The following is a 19,547-nucleotide window of genomic DNA, read 5'->3' on the forward strand; positions in this document are numbered from 1 at the left end:
CTCACCAGAGGAACCATCGCCTTGACAGAATTGAACCCCATGTTGCCGCGCTGGCCATGTGCGCGCTGGCCATGTGATTTGCCGGCCGCGGAGCGCGGCGCATGAATGCCGTGCCCGCCATGCTGCCGCCCGCGCCGGAACGCATCGTCGGTGCCGACGGCCAGCCCGTGCTGGGCCGCCATGCCGGCATCCTGCGCGGCTGCGACTGGGAGCGCCTGGCGCCGCCGTACGCGCGCGGCGCGCTGTGGCGCCGGTTGCACCACAAGCGCTGGCACTACGTGGCGCTGGCGGCCGAGCAGATGTTCTGCGCCGTCGCCATCGCCGACCTGGGCTGGATGACCAGCTGTTTCGCCTACGCCTTCGAGCGCGGCGACGGCGACATGCTGGCCAACTTCGCGCAGGATGGCTGGCCCGGGCGCTTCTCGGCCTCGCTGGCCGCCGACGCGGGCGGCACCAGCACCTTCTCGCGCCGCGGCGTGTTCATCGAACTGGGGCCGGCCGGGCTGTCGCTGCGCAGTCCCTGGCTGGAAATCGATGCCTGCTTCGGCACCGCGCCGGCGCCGGCGCTGGTCGCTTCGGGCCTCGTCAAGGGCGGTGCCGTGCATGCCACGCAGAAGACCGGTGGCCTGCCGCTGGAAGGCGAGGCGCGCACGTGGCGCGGCGAGTACCCGCTGCACGGCGGCACCGCCAGCATCGACTATTCGAATGGACTGCTGGCGCGGCGCACGGCCTGGCGCTGGGCTTCCGGCCACGGCGCCGGCGTGGGCTTCAACCTGCAGGCCGGCTTCTTCGGCGCCCACGAAAATGCGCTGTGGCTGGACGGCGGCCTGTTTCCGCTGGGGCCGGCCCGCTTCATCCATGCGGCCGACGATCCGCTGGAACCGTGGCGCGTGTTTACCGAGGACGATTGCCTCGACCTCGTGTTCACGCCCGTCGCCGCGCGGCGCGACCAGCGCAACCTGCGCATCGCCGCGAACCGCTATGTGCAGCCGCTCGGCACGTTCTCCGGCTGGGTGCGCAGCGCGCCCGACGCGCCGAAGCGCATGGTGAGCAACCTGGCCGGCGTCACCGAACAGCACTTCGCGCGCTGGTGACGCCATGAGCATCCGCCACCTCGACCGCCTGTTCGAACCGCGCTCCGTGGCCATCATCGGCGCATCGCGGCGGCCAGGGCGGCTCGGCACCACGGTGCTGGACAACATGGCCGGCAGCGGCTTCGCCGGCGCGCTGTGGCCCGTCAATCCCAAGTACGACACGCTGCTCGGCATCCCCTGCCATGCCAGGGTGGCGGCGCTGCCGGCCGCGCCGGATCTCGCCGTGATCTGCACGCCGCCCGAGACGGTGCCGGGCCTGGTGGCGGAACTGGGCGCGCGCGGCACCCGCGCGGCGATCGTGCTGACGGCGCTGCCGCCGCAGCTGCGCACGGCCATGCTGAAGGCCGCGCGGCCGCACCTGCTGCGCATCCTCGGCCCGGGCGGCATCGGGCTGATCGGCCCGGCGGCGGGCGTCAACGCCAGCGTCGCGCACACCGGCGCGCGGACGGGCCGCACCGCCTTCGTGTCGCAATCGGGCATGCTGATGACGGCCGTGCTGGACTGGGCGCGGCAGCACCAGATCGGTTTTTCACGCGTGGTCTCGGTGGGCGAGGGCGGCGATGTCGACGTGGCCGACCTGCTCGACTGGCTGGCCGGCGATGCCGACACGCAGGCCATCGTGCTGCACATCGAGAGTATCGGCGGGACACGCAATGGTGCACGCAAGTTCATGTCGGCCGCCCGCATCGCCGCGCGCGGCAAGCCGGTCGTGGTGCTCAAGTCGGGCCGCGGGGACGGGCGCGAAGACCTGGTGGTGGATGCGGCGATCCGCCGCGCCGGCATGCTGCGCGTGTATTCGTCGGCCGACCTGTTCGACGCGGTGCAGACAGTGGCGCGCGCCCGCCCGCTGGGCGGCGAACGGCTGGCCGTCGTCAGCAACGCGGCCAGCCTGGGCCTGCTGGCCACCGACGCGCTGGCGTGGACCGGCGGCCAGCTGGCGCCGTTGTCGCCGGCCACGCTGCGCGCGCTGAAACCGGTGGCGGCGGAAGGCGTGGCGGCCGCCAACCCGCTCGATATCGGCGCCCGCGCGGACACCGCCGGGCACGTGGCGGCGGTGCGTGCGCTGCTCGACGAACCGCAGGCCGACGCGCTGCTGCTGGTGCACGTGCCCACGCCGGCCGCCGGCAGCAGCGACGTGGCGCGCGCGCTGGCGCCGCTGGTGCGCGCGGCGCGGCAGACCGTGCTGTCATGCTGGCTGGGCGGCGACGAGGCGGCCGATGCGCGGGCCGTATTCGCCGATGCCGGGCTGGCCACCTACGACACGCCGGAAAAAGCGGTGCGGGCATTCCGGCAGATCGTGCAGTACCGGCGCAACCAGGCCTTGCTGATCGAGGTGCCGGCCGGAGTGCCGGCCGCCGGCGAAGCGGAACGGGCGGCGGCGCGCGCCATCGTGGCCGCTGCCCGCCATGCCGGCCGCGCCACGCTGGACGATGGCGAATGCGCCAGCGTGCTGTCTGCCTACGGCGTGCAGGGCGGGGTGCAATGCGGCGGGCAATGTGACGGACAATCGGGCCTGCCGTCCGGCGAACCTGCGGCCGGCGAGGCACCGCTGCTGCGCATCGCAGTGCACACGGACCCCGTATTCGGCCCGGCCCTCGAATTCGGGCTGGGCGGCGCCGCCGGCCGCGTGGCGCGCGACCGGGCCGCCGGCCTGCCGCCGTTGAACATGGTACTGGCGCGCGATATCGTGGCGCGCACCCGCGCCGGTGCCGCGCTCGGCGGCACGGAAGCCGTGTGCCGCGCGCTGGTACAGGTGGCCGACCTGGTGACGGACCTGGCCGACGTGGTCGAACTGGAACTGGATCCGGTGCAGGTGGTGGCGGCGGGCGATCCGCGCGGCGCCACGCTGGCCGCGCTGGGTGCCCGCATCGTGCTCGGCCCGCCGCGCCCCGAATCCGCGCTGGCGATCCGGCCCTACCCGCAGGCACTGGCCGAAACGGTGGACTGGCAAGGCGCCCCGCTGGTGCTGCGGCCGATCCGGCCCGAGGATGCGCCGGCCCACGTGCGCTTCTTCGCCGCGCTCGATCCGGAAGACGTGCGGCTGCGCTTTTTTTCCGCGTTGCGCGAACTGCCGCCGGCGCAGCTGGCGCGGCTTACGCAGATCGACTATGACCGCGCGATGGCGTTCATCGCCACGCGGCCTGGCGCCGATGGCACCGCCGAAACGCTCGGCGTGGTGCGCGCGGTGGCCGATCCGGACGAGCGCCGCGCCGAGTTCGCGATCGTGGTGCGCTCGGATTTGAAGGGCAAGGGACTGGGGGTGATCCTGTTCCGCAAGCTGGTCGACTATTTCCGCGCGCGCGGCACCGGCAGCCTGACAGGCGACGCGCTGGCTGAAAATGTTGGAGTGCAGAAACTGGTGCGCCGGTTCGGCGGCACGGTGCAGCCGGGGAACGAGCCGGGCACCGTGGCGCTGGTCGTCCCATTGCATGGGAATTCATCTTAGTCCGGTCGGAAACTCCGCAGCCAACCTTGCGCTGTGTCAAAGTGTCCATGTCGCTGTTCTTTACACTTTGGTTCTGCGAGTTGTCGAGCGACGGCATCGCATGGAGACAACCGGCGATCGCTTATTGTCAAATGAAGGTCACATGAAGGTCACATGAAGGCCACATGAAGGTCACGTGGAGGTCACATAGAGGTGACATAAAGGTGACATAACGATCGCATAAACCTATAAAACCGGGAGCGACAATGTTAACCGCCACTTATACGCTGGTCGCGCTTTCTGTCGAACAAGCCAATGTTCGGCTCAGTGTGCTTTCTTTCCAGAAATACGTGCAATCGACGCTGACCCGCCAGCAGAGCCTCACGCTGGCCCAGCTTGAATACGCATGCGAAACGCTGGAGCGCCTGTACCAGGCCTGCAGCTGGCGCAAGGTGGAGCTGTACCTGATCCCCGCGCTGCGCCAGGCCACCCAGCGCGCCGACCAGTTGCTGGACGAACTGTCGCGCCTGAACGGCCTCGCGCTCGACGTGGTGCGCCGCCTGAAAGACCGGGCGGCGCCGCGCCACGAGGAGGGCGGGGACCCGGGCCAGGACCCGCAGATCGCCCATGTCGCCACGTTTTGCGAGGCGATCGACAGCTTTTGCACGACCCTGCTGCAAAGGCTGGAAAAGGAAGAGAAGGAATTGTTCGCCATCGCCCGCAGTGCGATCTGCGGCGATGCGTGGTTTGCCATCGCCAACAAGCTGCTGGCGCACGATGCCCAGGTTGCCGAGGCCCGCCGCAGCGGGACGGACGACGCCACCGTGATCTCCCTCGTGCCGCGGCTGGCGCCGCCGGCCGAGCCGGTGGATGCGATCGACGTGCGCATGCCCGCGGTGAGGGCGCGCGCCCGGGCCTTGCCGCGCGTCGCCGGCGCCGACTGAGCCGTTGCCGGCCGTGCCTGTGGTTCTGCCGGTCGCGGCCGCAGGATGCGACGCCGCGAAAACCGGTGCTGCGCTATGATGGCGGTTTTGATCCATCCATAGCACATCATGTTTGAATTCCTCTTCAAGCGGCCCGGCGACAAGGGCACCGAATCGCAGGCCGCGCAGGGGCAACACGCGGAGGCCGGGCGGGGCGACAAGGGCGGTGGCCAGGGCAACGGCCCCGCCGCCAAGGGCGGCCCGCAAGGTGGAGCCGACGGCAAGGAAGCGCGCCGTGCCGAACAGGCCGCGCTGGCCAGGTCGCTGGCCGGCGACGAAGCCGCCGCCGTTGCGCTGATCCTGCAGAGCGAGTTCGCCGATGTGCGGCTGGCCGCGGCCGAGCATGTCGTGTCGCAAGCGGCGCTCGAGCAGGTGCAGGCCGCGGTGCGCAACACGGACCGCCGCGTGGCCAAGCTGATGCAGGGCCGGCTCGATGCGATCCGTCACCGGCAAATGGAGCAGCGCCAGGCCGAGGCCACCATTGCGCAGGCACAGCGCCTGCTGCAGGAAGAAAAGCTGGCGCCGAACCAGGTGGCCGACCTGGACCGCCTGTGGAAAGTGATCGATGCGCCGCCGCAACTGGCTGCCGAGTTCGACCGCCTGCGCGCGGCCTTGCGCGCGCGCCTGGAAGCGCAGGTGGATCTGCAGCGCGCCACGATCGATGCGCTGGCGGCGCTGCGCAAACTGGCCGCCGCTCCCGCCGGAGAGGACTCGATGCAGGAACTGGAACGGCTCGCTGCCGAGCACGCCGCACGGCTGGCCGGGCCCGAGCATGGCACGCTGCCGCGGCACCTGTTGACGGACGTGGAAGCGGCGCTGGAGGCGGCACGCGCCGCGCTGGCCCGTGTGGCTGCCGCTGCCGAACCGCCCGCCCCCGCAACCCCGGCACCCGCCGGACCAGCGGCGCAACAGGAAGAGGGGCAAGCCATGGCGCCGGACAGCGGAAATCAGCAGAAGAGCGGAACGGCGCCGGCCGGCGCAACGGCGCAGGGCGGCACAGAGGATCAGCCTGATGCCACGGCGCAAGGTGGCGGAAACGAGCAGGACAGCAAGGCGGCCAGCGAGGCGAACAGCCAGGCGCAGGGCGGGCCTGGGGCTGCCGTGGATGGCCAGCCAGCTCAGCCGGGTGCCGCGCCGGCCCGGCCGCCGAAGGAAAAGAAGGTCACGCCGGCCGACCGCGAGGCGAACGAGCGCTTCATGGCGCTGGTCGAGGCCATGGACGCGGCACTGGCCCAGGGCCAGTTGCACACCGCCGCCGAACACGACAAGACCCTGAAGGACAGCAAGACGGGCCGCCTGACGGCCCAGCAATCGGAGCGCCTGGCGCACGTGCGCGCCGAGTACAAGCGGCTGTCCGCCTGGGCTCGCTGGGGCGGCAATGTATCCCGTGAAGAACTGGTGCATGCCGTCGAGGAATTGCCCGCACAAAACCTGCCGATGAGTGAGCTGGCCAGGAAGGTCAGCGCCATGCGCGAGCGCTGGAAAGCGCTGGACAGCGTTTCCGGCGCCGCGCCGAAGAGCTTGTGGGAAAAGTTCGATGCCGCCTGCACCGCCGCCTACGCGCCGGCCGCCGCGCACTTCCGCCACCTGGCGGACGAGCGCCACGCCAACGCCGCCAAGGCGCAGGCCATGGTCGACGAAGTCAACGCGCTGGTGGCCGATTCGCCGGCCACGCGCGAGGACTGGCGCGGCCTGGCTTCCGCGTCGCAGCGGCTGCGCCAGGCCTGGAGCCGGCTGGGCACGATCGACCGCAAGGACAAGAAACGCCTCGATACCGCGTTCGGCAAGGCCATGGAAACGCTGATGGCGCCGCTCGAAGAGCAGCGCGCGATCGAGGTGGCGCGCCGCGAGCAGCTGATCGAGGAAGTCTACAAGCTCGACCCGGCCGACCGGCACACGGTGGACACGCTGCGCGGCCTGCAGGAAGCCTGGCAGGGCCATGCCAAGGCGCTGCCGCTGGAGCGCCGGCAGGAACAGGCCCTGTGGCAGAAATTCCGTAGCGCCTGCGACACGATTTTTGCCAAGCGCAAGGAATCGGCCCACGCGGCCGACCATGAGCGCAAGGCGCACCTGCATGCCCGCGAGGCGATCTGCGCGCAGCTCGAAGCGTTCGCGCCGGAGGGCGACGACAAGGCCCGCCAGGGCGCGATCGGCAAGGCGCTGCGCGATGCCGCCGCCGCGTGGCATGCGAGCGGCCCCGTGCCGCGCGCAGCCGAGGCGCGCATCGAAGGCCGCTACCGCGCCGCCGTGGCGAAGCTGCAGGGCGAAGCCGATGCCGTGCGCAAGCGTGCCGGTACGGCGCAGGCCAACGCGCTGCGCGACAAGCTGCGCTTGGTGCAGGCGCTGGAACATGCCGTGGCAGCGCCTGGTCCGGTCGATAGCGAGGAGTGGAAGGGCCGCTGGGCCGCGCTGCCAGCGCTGCCGGCCGAGCACGAGCGCACCTTGCATGGCCGCTTCCATGCCGCGTTGCAGGCCGCCGCGGCGGATGCCGGCGCGCGCGGCGCGTATGCCGGCACGCTGGAAGCGAACCGTTCGCGGCTGCTGGCCGAGGTCTTGCGCCAGGAAATCGTGGCCGGCATCGACAGCGGCCCGGAATTCGCGCGCGACCGCCTGAAGATGCAGGTCGAAGTGCTGCAGGATTCCCTGAAGTCCGGCCAGAAATCCGGCGCGGCGGGTTCGCAGGCGGCCCAGTTCGTGCAGCTGTGCGCGCTGCCGGCGCTGCTGGACGACCGCACGGCCAGCCGCATCGAGGCGCTGTTCCGCCGCATCGGCGCGGAGGGGCGATGAGCCGGCAGGAGAACCATGGCGGGATGGCGCGGGTGCGCGTCCAGCCCGAGGATTTCGACCTTTCCACCGAAGTGGCGCGGCTGCGCGCGGACAATCCGAAGACCGGCGCCATCGTCACCTTCGTGGGCACGGTGCGCGACCTGAACGAAGGTTCGCAGGTGGCGTCGATGGAACTGGAGCATTATCCGGGCATGACGGAAGAGTCGATCGAGCGCATCATCGACCAGGCCTGCACGCGCTGGCCGGTCCACGATGCGCTGGTGATCCACCGCGTCGGCCCGCTGCTGCCGCGCGACCAGATCGTGCTGGTGGCGGTCACGTCCGCGCATCGCGGCGACGCATTCGCAGCCTGCGAGTTCATCATCGACTACCTGAAGACCGAGGCGCCGTTCTGGAAAAAGGAACAGACGCCGGAAGGGGCGCGCTGGGTCGATGCGCGTGTCAGCGACGACCACGCGCTGGACAAGTGGGAGAAATGATCCCGGCTGCAGCCGGAACCCAGCCATTTCGCAGGGCGTCTTGAAATAGCGATTGCGCAGCCGCACCTTATCGGAAGATAAAATTTGGAGCGAAGCGCCATGCGTCAAGACAAACTTACTACAAAACTTCAGGAAGCACTTGCCGACGCCCAGAGCCTGGCCGTCGGCAGCGACAACCCCTATATCGAACCCGTGCACCTGCTGACGGCCCTGCTCAACCAGGACGACAGCAGCACGCGCTCGCTGCTGCAGCGCGCCGGCGTCAACGTCGGCGGCCTGGCCGCGGCGCTGAAAGGCGCCATCGAGCGCTTGCCGAAGGTGTCCGGCACCGGCGGCAACGTGCAGGTCAGCCGCGAATTCGTCAACATGCTGAACCTGGCCGACCGCGAGGCGCAGAAGCGCGGCGACCAGTTCGTGTCCAGCGAAATGGTGCTGCTGGCGCTGGCGGACGACAAGTCCGACGCCGGCCGGCTGGCCCGCGAGAACGGCCTGTCGCGCAAATCCCTCGAAACGGCGATCGAGGCCGTGCGCGGCGGCGGCAAGGTCGATTCTCAGGAAGCGGAAGGCCAGCGCGAGGCGCTGAAGAAATACACGATGGACCTTACCGAGCGGGCGCGCCAGGGCAAGCTCGACCCGGTGATCGGCCGCGACGACGAGATCCGCCGCGCGATCCAGGTGCTGCAGCGGCGCACCAAGAACAATCCGGTGCTGATCGGCGAACCCGGCGTCGGCAAGACCGCGATCGTCGAGGGCCTGGCCCAGCGCATCGTCAACAACGAGGTGCCCGATTCGCTGCGCGGCAAGCGCGTGCTGTCGCTCGACATGGCGGCGCTGCTGGCCGGTGCCAAGTACCGCGGCGAGTTCGAGGAGCGGCTGAAATCGGTGCTGAATGAACTGGCCAAGGACGAGGGCCAGACCATCGTCTTCATCGACGAGCTGCACACCATGGTCGGTGCCGGCAAGGCCGAGGGCGCGATGGATGCGGGCAACATGCTCAAGCCCGCGCTGGCGCGCGGCGAGCTGCACTGCGTGGGCGCCACCACGCTGGACGAGTACCGCAAGTACATCGAGAAGGATGCCGCGCTGGAGCGCCGTTTCCAGAAGATCCTGGTCGACGAGCCCACCGTGGAAGCCACCATCGCCATCCTGCGCGGCCTGCAGGACAAGTACGAGCTGCACCACAAAGTGGAGATCACCGACCCGGCCATCATCGCGGCGGCCGAGCTGTCGCACCGCTACATCACCGACCGCTTCCTGCCCGACAAGGCGATCGACCTGATCGACGAAGCCGCGTCGAAGATCAAGATCGAGATCGATTCCAAGCCCGAGGTGATGGACAAGCTGGAACGCCGCCTGATCCAGCTGAAGATCGAGAAGGAAGCGGTCAAGCGCGAGAAGGACGAAGGTTCGCGCAAGCGGCTCGACCTGATCGACGAGGAAATCGCCAAGCTGCAGCGCGAGTACAACGACTTCGAGGAAGTGCTGAAGGCCGAGAAGGCCAATGTGCAGGGCACCACGCACATCAAGGAAGAGATCGAGCGCATCCGCCAGGAGATGGAGGAAGCCACGCGCGCATCGAACTGGCAGCGCGTCTCCGAGCTGCAGTACGGCCGGCTGCCCGAGCTGGAAGCGCAGCTGAAGCAGGCGGAATCCTCGAACGGCGATGAAGCGAAGGACAAGCCGAAGCTGCTGCGCACGCAGGTGGGCGCCGAGGAGATCGCCGAGGTGGTGTCGCGCGCCACCGGCATCCCCGTGTCGCGCATGATGCAGGGCGAGCGCGACAAGCTGTTGCACATCGAGGAAAAGCTGCACGAGCGCGTGGTGGGGCAGGACGAGGCGATCAACGCCGTGGCCGACGCGATCCGCCGTTCGCGCGCCGGCCTGGCGGACCCGAACCGGCCATACGGCTCGTTCATGTTCCTGGGCCCGACCGGCGTGGGCAAGACCGAACTGTCGAAGGCGCTGGCCGCGTTCCTGTTCGATACCGAGGAATCGATGATCCGCATCGACATGAGCGAATTCATGGAGAAGCATTCGGTGGCCCGCCTGATCGGCGCGCCGCCGGGCTACGTGGGCTACGACGAAGGCGGCTACCTGACCGAGGCGGTGCGCCGCAAGCCGTACAGCGTGATCCTGCTCGACGAGGTGGAAAAGGCGCACCACGACGTCTTCAACGTGCTGCTGCAGGTGCTCGACGATGGCCGCATGACCGATGGCCAGGGCCGCACCGTGGACTTCAAGAACACGGTGATCATCATGACGTCGAACCTCGGTTCGCAGAAGATCCAGTCGATGGAGGATTCCGATCCGGCGGTGACGAAGCTGGCCGTGATGGCCGAAGTGCGCGGCCACTTCCGCCCCGAGTTCATCAACCGGATCGACGAGATCGTGGTGTTCCACGGCCTGGACGAGAAGAACATCGGCGCGATCGCGAAGATCCAGCTGCAGATCCTGGAAAACCGGCTGCGCAGGATGGAGATGGACTTGCAGGTCAGCGACGCGGCGCTGCAGAAGATCGCCGAGGCGGGCTACGACCCGGTGTACGGCGCGCGGCCGCTGAAGCGGGCGATCCAGCAGCAGATCGAGAATCCGCTGTCGAAGCTGATCCTGGAGGGCCGCTTCGGGCCGAAGGACACGATCCGCATCGATGCACGCGACGGCGCCCTGGTGTTCGGCGCCGAGGGCAAGGTCGACATCGTCAAGCAGTAAGCACCGGCATTCCCGGCTCCAGCACCGGCGCTGCGTCCACGGACGCGGCGCCGGTTTTTTTTCGCAGCCGCCATTGGCCCAGCAGGCGGGTGGCGGCCAGCAGGTCGGCCGTGCCGTGTCCCCCCGTGAAGCGCGCCAGCACCAGCTCCAGCAGCGCCTCGGCGCCGGATGTCGCGCCGTGGCCGTGCCACAGGCGTGCCAGGCTGGTGGCGGCACGCAGTTCCCAGGACAGCGCACCCTGGTTGCGGGCCAGCAGCAGCGCGGCGCGGAACTGCCGTTCGGCGCCATCGCGGGCGGCCGGGCCGCCGGTGGCCAGCAGGCGTTCGCCCTGCAGGCGGCGCAGCTCGGGGGCGCACCAGCGCGCGCCGCCCTGGTCGGCGCGCAGCAGCAGGGTCTCGTCCAGGTAGCGCGGATTCAGCGTGGCCAGCGTTTCGCGGTGCGGCCCAGCGGTGGGTGCCTGAGCCAGCCAGCCGCCGGGCGCATCCTCGACGATGCCATGCCGGTACTGGCGTGCCAGCGTTTCCCAGTGCGGAAAGCGGCGCGCGGCGTCTTCCAGTTCCGCCAGCGCGGCCAGCGCGGCCGGCCGGTCGCCGCACCACCACGCCACGGGGAACATGGCGAACGCGAGCACCTGGCACAGCGGCGCGTCGGCCCCCACCGCACGCGCGCGCAGCACGCCGTTGCGGGCCAGGCGCAGGGCTTCGTCCGGGTAGCCGAGCAGCCAGCGCGCGCGGGCCAGCACGGCGCTCGCGGCAACGTTTTCATCCGTGTGCAGGGCAGTGCGGCGCCGGGTGCACACGGCCGGCACCGTGCCGTTCTGCACGGCGTGCGCCAGCGGCGCGGCCAGTGCCTGCTCGCCCGACAGGTGCAGGGCGAGGGCGGCGAAGCGGTCATGCACCAGTTGCGCGGGGCGCGAACCGGCGTGGCGGATGTCATGCTGGAAGCGCTGCGCCAGCGCCACCGCGGCAGGGTAATCGCCGGTCAGCACGTGTTCCAGCACCAGGCCGGAAAAGGCGTCGGCCAGCCGCTCGGTGTCGGCGCAGGCTTCGGCCAGTGCGAAGCCGCGGGCATAGGCGGCTTGGCCGGCGCCGGCGCCTTCCAGGTAGACGCTGACCGTGCCCAGGGCCGTGTGCAGCACCGCTTGCGTCGACGGCGGCAAGGAGGGAAGCGGCGCCTGCCCCGGCATGTGCCGCATCGCGGGTTCGGCTGGTCCGGTGCCGCGCGTCGTCGCCATGGCGAGCCAGTCGCGCAGTTCGGCCAGTTCGGCGGCTTCCCACCACATCGGGATGGACGCGGCCAGCAGCGCGGCGGCGGCTTGCGGGTCGCCGTGCGCGCCGAAGCCCCATGCCAGCGCGGCGCGGACATCGGGCAAGTGACGCGGATCGCTGTCCACGCCGGCCAGCGCCGCGCAATCGGCGGTGAAGCGGGCGAACGCCGCATCGTCCGGCGCCAGCAGCGACAGCGCGCAGGTGCGCACGCTGTCGTACAGCAGGCATTGCGGCGCGCTGTCCGCGCGGTGCGGCGCGAGCAGGGACCGGGCGGCCAGCGTGGCGAGGGCGTCTTCCACGTCCTGGCCGGTCACCGCTTCGCCTGCCGCCACGCGGACCGCGCGCGCCAGCGTGAACGGGCCAGTGAACATGGCCACGCGGCACAGCACCGTGCGCTCCACCGGCGACAGCGTGTCGATGCTCCATTCCAGCGATGCGCGCAGCGAGCGGTGGCGCGGCGGCGCGGTGCGGCGGCCGCCTTTCAGGATTTCCAGGCGTTCGTCGATGCGGGCCAGCAGTTCGCGCGGGTGGAACAGGTCCAGCCGGCCGGCCGCCAGCTCGATCGCCAGCGGCACGCCGTCGAGGCGGCGGCACAGTTCCGCCACGGCCGGCGCATCGGCATCGGCCAATGTGAAACCGCCGTGCAGGGCGGCGGCACGCGCGGCGAACAGCGCTACGGCCGGGTAGGCCAGCGCCGCCGCTGCCGATGCCGGCTCGGTGCCGGGTGGCGGGCAGTCGAGCGGTGCGACGCGCTGCACGCGCTCGCCGGCGGCGCGCAGCGCTTCGCGGCAGGTCGCCACGATGCACAGGCCCGGCACGTCGCGCAGCAGCTGTTCGGCCAGCGCGGCGGCGGCCGTGACGATGCGGTCGCAATTGTCGAGCACCAGCAGCACCGGGCATTCGCGCACGTGCGCCAGCAAGGCGGAAACCGGATCGGTGCCGCGGGACAGGCCCATGGTCCCGGCCAGCGCGGCCCAGGGATCGGCCGCCTCGGCCAGGTCGATGCTCCAGGTGCGGAACTGCGTCGCCAGCTGGCGTGCCAGCGCGTGCGCCAAGGTGCTCTTGCCGACGCCGGCGGTGCCCGTCAGGGTGACCAGCAGGTGTTGCTGCGCCAGCGCCGCCAGCGAATCGGCCAGCGCGCCGCCATCGGCCGGGTTGTCATGCGGGGGATCGCTGGCGGGGGCGTGCCACTGGACGGCGGCGAGCAGCGTATAGCCGTGGCCGGCCAGGTTGCCGATATAGCGGCGCTCGGGCGTTTCACGCAGCGCCTTGCGCAGCGCCGCGACGTGCACGCGCAGGTTCGCTTCCTCGACGATGGTATCGGGCCAGGCGCGCGCGATCAGGTCGCTCTTCGACACCGGCGCGCCGGCGCGCTCGGCAAGCACGGCAAGGATGTCGAACGCACGCGAGCCCAGCTTCAGCGGCCGGCCATCCTCGAGCAGCACGCGCTGCGCCGGATAGAGGCGGAAGGGCCCGAACGACGCATGCGCAACCGACCACTCGGGGGCTGGGAGTGTCATGGCATTCTCGTTGGCACGGCGGATCGCCGTCATCGCCGCATGGTAAGTGACTATCTTTACAACAGCCTGACACGACCCGGCAATATTTCCCCAAACCGGGGTCAGACCCCGATTTTTGGAAACATTTCCCAAAACCGGCGGGTGTGGTGAAATTGCTACGGTTTTTCAGGGTTCGGCGAAGTCTTCGACCTCGTACTGGTCGAGGAACTGGTCGGGGCCGCTGCCGGGGGGGAAGTGCAGTGTGGAGGGCAGGCGGGGGCCGACGAGCAGGCGCCGCACGTGGGCGCCCAGCGACTGGCGGCTAGTGCTTTTCTGCCACATGGGATAGAGGCCGGACAGGCGGTAGCCGTCCAGGTAGCGGATTTCAAACTCGCATTCGCTGCAGTCGTGCGCCGCGGCCCAGGCCTTGAGCAGCTTGTCGGCGGCGATGAAGGAACCCAGCACGGCGGTGCTGTGCTCGGCCTTGCGGATGCGGATTTGCGCGACGCCGACCTTTTCGGCCCGCGCGAACGGGTGAGTTTCCATCGTGGGCTTTGTCATGGCGGGCGGCTCAGGAGGCATGCGGCGCGTCGGCATGGTGGAAGACTGGACGGCGGAACCTGCCGATCGCATCCAGCGCCGCGGCGCGCGTGGGCCGCAGCGCGCTGCCGAAGCGGTTCACGTGGATGTGCCGCGCGGCCAGCTCCAGCACCGGCAGCAACTGGGCCGACAACGCCGCGTCGCCGGATGCCACGTGCAGGCTGGCGCAGGCCAGCGGACCGAGCGCCCACGCCAGCGCCAGCAGTTCCCCCGCATCGGCGCAGCGCACCAGCAACCCGGCGTGGCGCGCGCCGCACAGGGCCGGATTGGCGATCAGCGCCGCAGCCGGCACTTCGGCGAAAGCGGCTGCGCGGCCGTCGCGCGCATCGCCCAGCATGCGGACCTCGCCGGCGGCGGGCAAGGCGGCACCGCCGGCGTGGCTGGTACAGGTCGCGCCGGCATCGGCCAGCTGGTCGATGATGGTTTCGCGCAGGTCGATGAAGCCGTCGCCGTCGATCGCCACGACCACCGGGCATGCCCCGGGCTGCGCCAGCAACTGCCGGCCCAGGTATTCGGCGCGGCCGTTCAGCGCGGACGGCAGCACGAAGGCGGCTTCGCTGCCGTCCAGTTCCGCCAGGGCCGGCAGCAGCCGGGGCACCGGGCGCGCGCCGGCGCGGCAGATCACGCCGCGCACGGTGCGCCGGGCCAGCAGCGCATCGTCGTCGACGGCCAGTTCGAACAGCGTGTCCGGCAGCCGGGCCGCCGCCGCGGCGACCGCGATCAATCCAGCCAGCTCGGTGCAACTGGGCGCCGGCGCCGCGCGCGCCAGCACCGGGCAGCCCGCCGCCAGTGCTGCCATCGCATAGCTGCCGGCGAGCCCGTACGCGCTGCCATGCGCGCCCACCGCCGCGACGGGCCCCAGCGGGACGGTGCGCGGGCCGCCCGTGTCGGCGCGCAGGGCCAGGGCCAGCGTGCGCAGCCACTCGCGCAGCATGTCGTGCTGGCGCAGCGCAATGGCGGGTTCGACGCCCGCATCGAACGCGGCCTGGCGCGGCAAACGGTGCCGCACGCCGTCCAGCCCGGCGCCAAGGCCGTCGAGCAGGCGGGCGCGCTGCTCGGCGCCCGCCTGCGCCAGCGGCAATGTGGCGGACGTGTACATCATGGGATCCCTCTTTCAGGTGGTGGATGGCTAACGATGACGACTGATTCACGATGGCGGATGATGAACGCCGGGTAAGCGTTACGTTAAAATCAGCCGGGCCGGAAATCAATCCGGCTTTCGAGGTAAGGGAACATGGACCGACAGCAGTGGCGGCCTCCGATCGGCGAGGTGGCCTTCGGCGCATTCCGCCTGGTGCCGCATGAACGCGCGCTGTACCGGCACGGCATGCCGGTGCGCCTGACCGGGCGCGCCTTCGACCTGCTGGTCGCGCTCGTCGAGCGGGCCGGCACGGTGGTCGGCAAGGATGAACTGATCGCCTGCGTGTGGCCGCACACGGTGGTCGAGGAAGGCAACCTGCGCGTGCACATCGGCGCGCTGCGCAAGGCGCTGGGCAACGACCAGCCCTATGTGGAGAACGTGGTGGGCCGGGGCTACAGCTTCGTCGCGCCCCTGCACCCGCCACGCGAGCCGGCGATCGTGGCGCCACATTGCGCGCTCCTGCCGGCGCAGCCCCGGCTGGTGGGCCGCGCCCAGGTGCTCGACCATCTGGTGCGCGAGCTGGCCGGCACGCGCCTGCTGACGATCGCCGGCCCGGGCGGCATGGGCAAGACATCGGTGGCGCAGGCGCTTGCCGGGCGCGCCGCGGCACGCTTCGGCCGGCACGTGTATGTGGCGGACCTGGCGCCGCTGGCCGACCCGGCGCTGCTGCCGGGGGCGGTGGCGCGGGCATTCGGGCTGGCCGCGCCGCTGTCCGCCGAGGCGCTGGCCGGCTCCCTGCCGCAGGCCTTGCGCACCGGCCGCGGGCTGCTCGTGCTGGATGGCTGCGAACACCTGATCGATGCGGCGCGCGCGCTGGCCACCGCCCTGCTGGGGCAGACGCGCGAGCTGCACCTCCTCGCCACCAGCCGGGAACCGTTGCGCGCCGACGGCGAACGGGTGTTCCGGCTGCCACCGCTGGCGGTACCGGCCGCGCCGGTTTCCGCGCAGCCGCCCTCGCAGTGTTCCTCGCAGTTCGCCGACCCTGCGGCACTGGGCACCTATCCATCGGTGCAGCTGTTCGTCGAACGCGCCAGCGCGGATGGCGGCTTCGTGCTCGATGCGCACAACGCGGCTGCCGTGGCCGAGATCTGCCGCCGGCTCGACGGCATTCCGCTGGCGCTCGAACTGGCGGCCGGCCGCGCGGCCTTCTTCGGCGTGCAGGAACTGGCGCGCCGGCTGTCCGACCGCTTCGCCGTGCTGACGCGCGGCCGCCGCACGGCACTGCCGCGCCACCAGACCTTGCGCGCCACCCTCGACTGGAGCCATGCGCTGCTGGCGCCCGCCGAGCAGGCAGTATTGCGGCGCCTGGCCGTGTTCCGCGGCAGCTTCACGGCCGAAGGTGCCGCGGCGGTCGCCGGCTGCGGCGACTTCGGCACACCCGCGCTGGCCGGCCACATGGGGCAGCTGGCGGCGAAATCGATGCTCGCCGCCGACACGGACGGGCGCTACCGCCTGCTCGATACCACCCGCGCCTATGCGCTCGAGCAGTTGCGCGCGGCCGGCGAGGAGGGCGCCGTGGCCGAGCGCCACCTGCGTTACTGCTGCATGCTGCTGGCCCGCGCCGACCATGATGCGAGCGCGCTGGACGCGGTGGTGCAGGAGCTGCGCCTGGATGACGTGCGGGCCGCCCTCGACTGGGCCTTCGGACCGGGCGGCGCGCCGCTGTTGGGGGCGCGGCTGGCCGCCGCCTCGGCGCCGCTGTGGTACCGCCATTCGATGATGGAGGATTACCGCGCCCGCCTCGGCCCGGCGCTGGCCTGCGCCACCGCGGCCGGGTCGGCCGGCCTGCCGCTGGCGGCCGCGCTGAACCTGGCGCTCGGCCACACACTGCTGCACGCCGGCGACGTGGCCGCACCGCGCGCCGAGGCCTTTGGCCGGGCGCTGGCGCTGGCCGAGCGGCTGGGCGACCACGGCGCCGCGGTGCGCGCGCTGTGGGGCTGCTATGCCGATGCGCTGCTGCAGGGCGACTACGCCCGGGCGTTCGAGCTGGCCCGCCGCTTCGGCCCGCTGGCCCGCGCCGCCGGCATGGACGACGGCGGCCAGGCGCAGCAGCGGCTGCTGGCCCGCGCCCGGCACTACCTGGGCGACCAGCACGCGGCGCGCGCGCATGCGGACGCGGTGGTGCATCCGGCGCGGCGCGCCCCTGGTGCCGCCGGGTTCCAGTTCGACCAGCGCGTGTCGTCGCTGGCGATCCATGGCCGCGTGCTGTGGCTGCAAGGCATGCCGGAGCAGGCCCTGCTGGCCGCGCGCGAGGGCGTCGACGAGGCGCTGCGGCTGGATCATTCGGTGTCGCTGTGCTTCGCGCTGGTGCTGGCGATACCGGTGGCCCTGTGGAGCGGCGACCTGCCGATGGCGCGGCGCTGCATCGCCATGATGGCCGAGCGCGCGGCGCGCGACCGCCTGGCCCACTGGGCATTCTGGGCCCGCGCGTTCCGCGCCGCGCTGCAGCGCCACGATGGCGGGACGGATGGCATGGGGGCGGAAGTGGCCCTCTCGGTCAACACGGCCGAACCGGCCGATGCGCTGCTGCGCCATCCATCGTGCACCGGCCTGCACCTGGACATGCTGCCCACGCTGCACGCCGGGTTGATGACGCCGGCATCGCTGGCGCGTGCCCGCGATGGCCGGGCCGGCTGGGCCGCGCCGGAGCTGTTGCGCTGCTGGGGCGAACAGCTGGCGCGGGTGGGCGCCGGTGCGCAGGCTGGACGGGTATTCCGCCAGGCGCTGGCGCTGGCACATCGCCAGGGCGCGCTGGCCTGGGAACTGCGTGCCGGCACCAGCCTGGCGGGACTGCTGTCGCGCCAGCATGCCTGCGACGACACGGGCAGGCATGGCGGCGATGCGGCCGCCGTGCTGGCGCCGGTGCTGGCGCGCTACCGCGAAGGCGGTGCCTCGCGCGACGTGATCACCGCGCAGGCTTGCCTGGAGCGCTGCTCAGCTTGAGCAGGACCACATCGTTTTCGCGCAGCGGCAGCGCCACGCTGAACTTGCCGTCGCCGCCGACCCGCACCGTCCGCTGCTCGGACGGCGCGCCGGTGGCCTGCGCCTTCAGTTCCGCGACCTGCTGGCGCGTCAGCTGCGCCGGCGACCCCATGCCGATGTAGGCCGTGAAGGCGTCGTTCCGGCGATAGCCGGCCTGCGAGATGGCCAGCGTGTAGGCGCCCGGCTTCACGCCGCGCAGCGTGACCCGCACCTCGCCCTTGGCCCTGGGCGGCAGGTCCTTGATGAAGTACTGCTGGTTGTTGATGTTCGCGGGCAGCGTGTGCGTGTAGTCCCACAGCAGCACGCCGACGTCGCCATTGCCGTCGACGGTGGCGATCGACTTCGCGTCGCCGTTGCGCAATTCCTGGCTGCCGAGCTGGTTCAGGAACTGGTAGGCGAAGTAGGCGGGCTTCTTGATGCCCTGGGTGTTCATCAGCCCGAAGCCGCCGTGGAAGGCCTCGAAACGGGGGCCGGCTTCCTCGAAGATATCGGTGAATACCCAGTACGACATCGACTGCGCGGCATTGCCCGTCTGCTTCAGCTTCTGCAGGATGTAGGCAGCCTGGTGGTAGCTGTCGTGCGTGGGGTCGGACGGCGTGTACGACGAACTCCATTCCGTGTAGTGCAGCGGCAGCTTGGGCAGGGCGGACGCGGCGATCTCGCGGCGGTTCTTCAGCACGTCGTTGACGATGGCGCCGTCGTCCTTGCTCAGCACGGTGCCGGTGGTACCGAATTCGTCGAGGAAACCCTGGTTCACGCCATACGTGTGCGTGCTGACGAAATCGAGCGGCACCTTGTTCGTGGTGGCATGCGCGATCATCTCCGGGATCCAGGCCGCGCCGGCGGTGGCCGGCCCGCCGACCCGGTAGGCCGGGCTGACACTCTTGATCGCCCGCGCCGCGTGGTCATACAGCCGGAAATATTCGGCCTGCGTGCCGGTCCAGAAACCATCGAGATTCGGTTCATTCCACACTTCGAAATACCAGGTGGCCACTTCGGCCTGGCCATAGCGCTCGGTCCAGTGCTCCGTCAGCTTTTTGACGAGTTCCCCCCATTTCGCATAATCGCGTGGCGGCGTGACATTGCCGCGCCACCAGAAAATGGTTTTATCGCCACTGGCCATTGCGGAGGGCATGAAACCCAGTTCGACGAAAGGTTTTACGCCGATACTCAGCAGATAATCGTACAGCGCATCGATATACTGGAAATTGTAGTGTTCCTTTCCTTGCGCATCGATTTTATAGACGCCCATGTCATCCGACAGCAGGCCATGCATGCGGATATAGCGGAAGCCCGCGTCGCGCTTTATTTCGGCCAATTGCCGCTGCCAGTCGGCGCGTAGTCCCTCATTGGCGCGGCCGGCGCCGATGACTTCGTTGAATGTCTTGTCGAGCTTGCCGGCCACCTGGCCGACATGCACGTCGATATCGCGTTGCTGCGCGGTTGCGGCCTGCGACCAGGACAGCACGGCGCCCAGCAAGGCCGCGATGAGGAGTGTTGCTTTGTCAGGTTGATGCATGAATCTGTCTCGCTCCGGATGGTTGAACGGCGCCGGCCGGCAGCCGGCGCGCTGCCGCACA

11 protein-coding genes are annotated in these 19,547 nt (G+C 70.6%); 7 read left to right on the forward strand and 4 right to left on the reverse strand.

Annotation, left to right across the window (positions count from 1 at the left end; translation table 11 throughout):
• Positions 1 to 101: 101 nt before the first annotated feature.
• The 6 genes from EYF70_RS07545 (at position 102) to clpB (ending at position 10,477) form a co-directional block, all read left to right on the forward strand.
• On the forward strand, positions 102 to 1,094 hold the full coding sequence (locus EYF70_RS07545) for a DUF2804 domain-containing protein (protein WP_229420741.1): 993 nt from the start codon (positions 102 to 104) through the stop codon (positions 1,092 to 1,094).
• 4 nt (positions 1,095 to 1,098) lie between these two features.
• Positions 1,099 to 3,540 carry a bifunctional acetate--CoA ligase family protein/GNAT family N-acetyltransferase gene (locus EYF70_RS07550; protein ID WP_131144853.1) on the forward strand — a complete coding sequence of 814 codons (2,442 nt, stop codon included), beginning with the start codon at positions 1,099 to 1,101 and terminating at the stop codon, positions 3,538 to 3,540.
• Positions 3,541 to 3,785: 245 nt separating this feature from the next.
• Positions 3,786 to 4,463, forward strand: coding sequence for a hypothetical protein (locus EYF70_RS07555; RefSeq protein WP_131144854.1), 678 nt, complete (start codon positions 3,786 to 3,788; stop codon positions 4,461 to 4,463).
• A gap of 108 nt (positions 4,464 to 4,571) precedes the next feature.
• Positions 4,572 to 7,289 carry a DUF349 domain-containing protein gene (locus EYF70_RS07560; RefSeq protein ID WP_131144855.1) on the forward strand — a complete coding sequence of 906 codons (2,718 nt, stop codon included), beginning with the start codon at positions 4,572 to 4,574 and terminating at the stop codon, positions 7,287 to 7,289.
• Positions 7,286 to 7,768 carry a molybdopterin synthase catalytic subunit MoaE gene (gene moaE, locus EYF70_RS07565; protein ID WP_229420742.1) on the forward strand — a complete coding sequence of 161 codons (483 nt, stop codon included), beginning with the start codon at positions 7,286 to 7,288 and terminating at the stop codon, positions 7,766 to 7,768. Before EYF70_RS07560 ends, moaE begins: the two co-directional genes overlap by 4 nt.
• Positions 7,769 to 7,867: 99 nt before the next feature.
• Positions 7,868 to 10,477: an ATP-dependent chaperone ClpB gene (clpB, locus tag EYF70_RS07570; RefSeq protein WP_131144856.1), complete on the forward strand. Its 2,610-nt coding sequence runs from the start codon at positions 7,868 to 7,870 to the stop codon at positions 10,475 to 10,477.
• Here the strand turns inward: clpB and EYF70_RS07575 are convergent.
• The 3 genes from EYF70_RS07575 to EYF70_RS07585 all read right to left on the reverse strand — a co-directional run bounded on the left by EYF70_RS07575 (position 10,467) and on the right by EYF70_RS07585 (position 14,946).
• The gene (locus EYF70_RS07575) at positions 10,467 to 13,265 is read right to left on the reverse strand and encodes an ATP-binding protein (protein WP_165497587.1); all 2,799 of its coding nucleotides are present in this window, start codon (positions 13,263 to 13,265) and stop codon (positions 10,467 to 10,469) included. The genes clpB and EYF70_RS07575 overlap by 11 nt on opposite strands.
• A gap of 165 nt (positions 13,266 to 13,430) precedes the next feature.
• Positions 13,431 to 13,805 carry a hypothetical protein gene (locus tag EYF70_RS07580; protein ID WP_131144858.1) on the reverse strand — a complete coding sequence of 125 codons (375 nt, stop codon included), beginning with the start codon at positions 13,803 to 13,805 and terminating at the stop codon, positions 13,431 to 13,433.
• A 10-nt stretch (positions 13,806 to 13,815) separates the two neighbouring features.
• Complete coding sequence (locus EYF70_RS07585; RefSeq protein WP_131144859.1) at positions 13,816 to 14,946, reverse strand: aldehyde dehydrogenase family protein; 1,131 nt, start codon at positions 14,944 to 14,946, stop codon at positions 13,816 to 13,818.
• A 132-nt stretch (positions 14,947 to 15,078) separates the two neighbouring features.
• Between EYF70_RS07585 and EYF70_RS07590 the strand changes: the two genes are divergently transcribed.
• On the forward strand, positions 15,079 to 17,928 hold the full coding sequence (locus EYF70_RS07590; protein WP_131144860.1) for an ATP-binding protein: 2,850 nt from the start codon (positions 15,079 to 15,081) through the stop codon (positions 17,926 to 17,928).
• On the opposite strand, the gene EYF70_RS07595 is transcribed toward EYF70_RS07590, so the two are convergent.
• Positions 17,891 to 19,486, reverse strand: a complete 1,596-nt coding sequence (locus EYF70_RS07595; RefSeq protein ID WP_131144861.1) for a GH39 family glycosyl hydrolase — start codon at positions 19,484 to 19,486, stop codon at positions 17,891 to 17,893. The two genes, EYF70_RS07590 and EYF70_RS07595, sit on opposite strands and share 38 nt — an antisense overlap.
• Between the last annotated feature and the right edge of the window lie 61 nt (positions 19,487 to 19,547).

It is taken from the genome of Pseudoduganella albidiflava (assembly GCF_004322755.1).
Taxonomy (GTDB): Bacteria; Pseudomonadota; Gammaproteobacteria; order Burkholderiales; family Burkholderiaceae_D; genus Rugamonas; species Rugamonas albidiflava.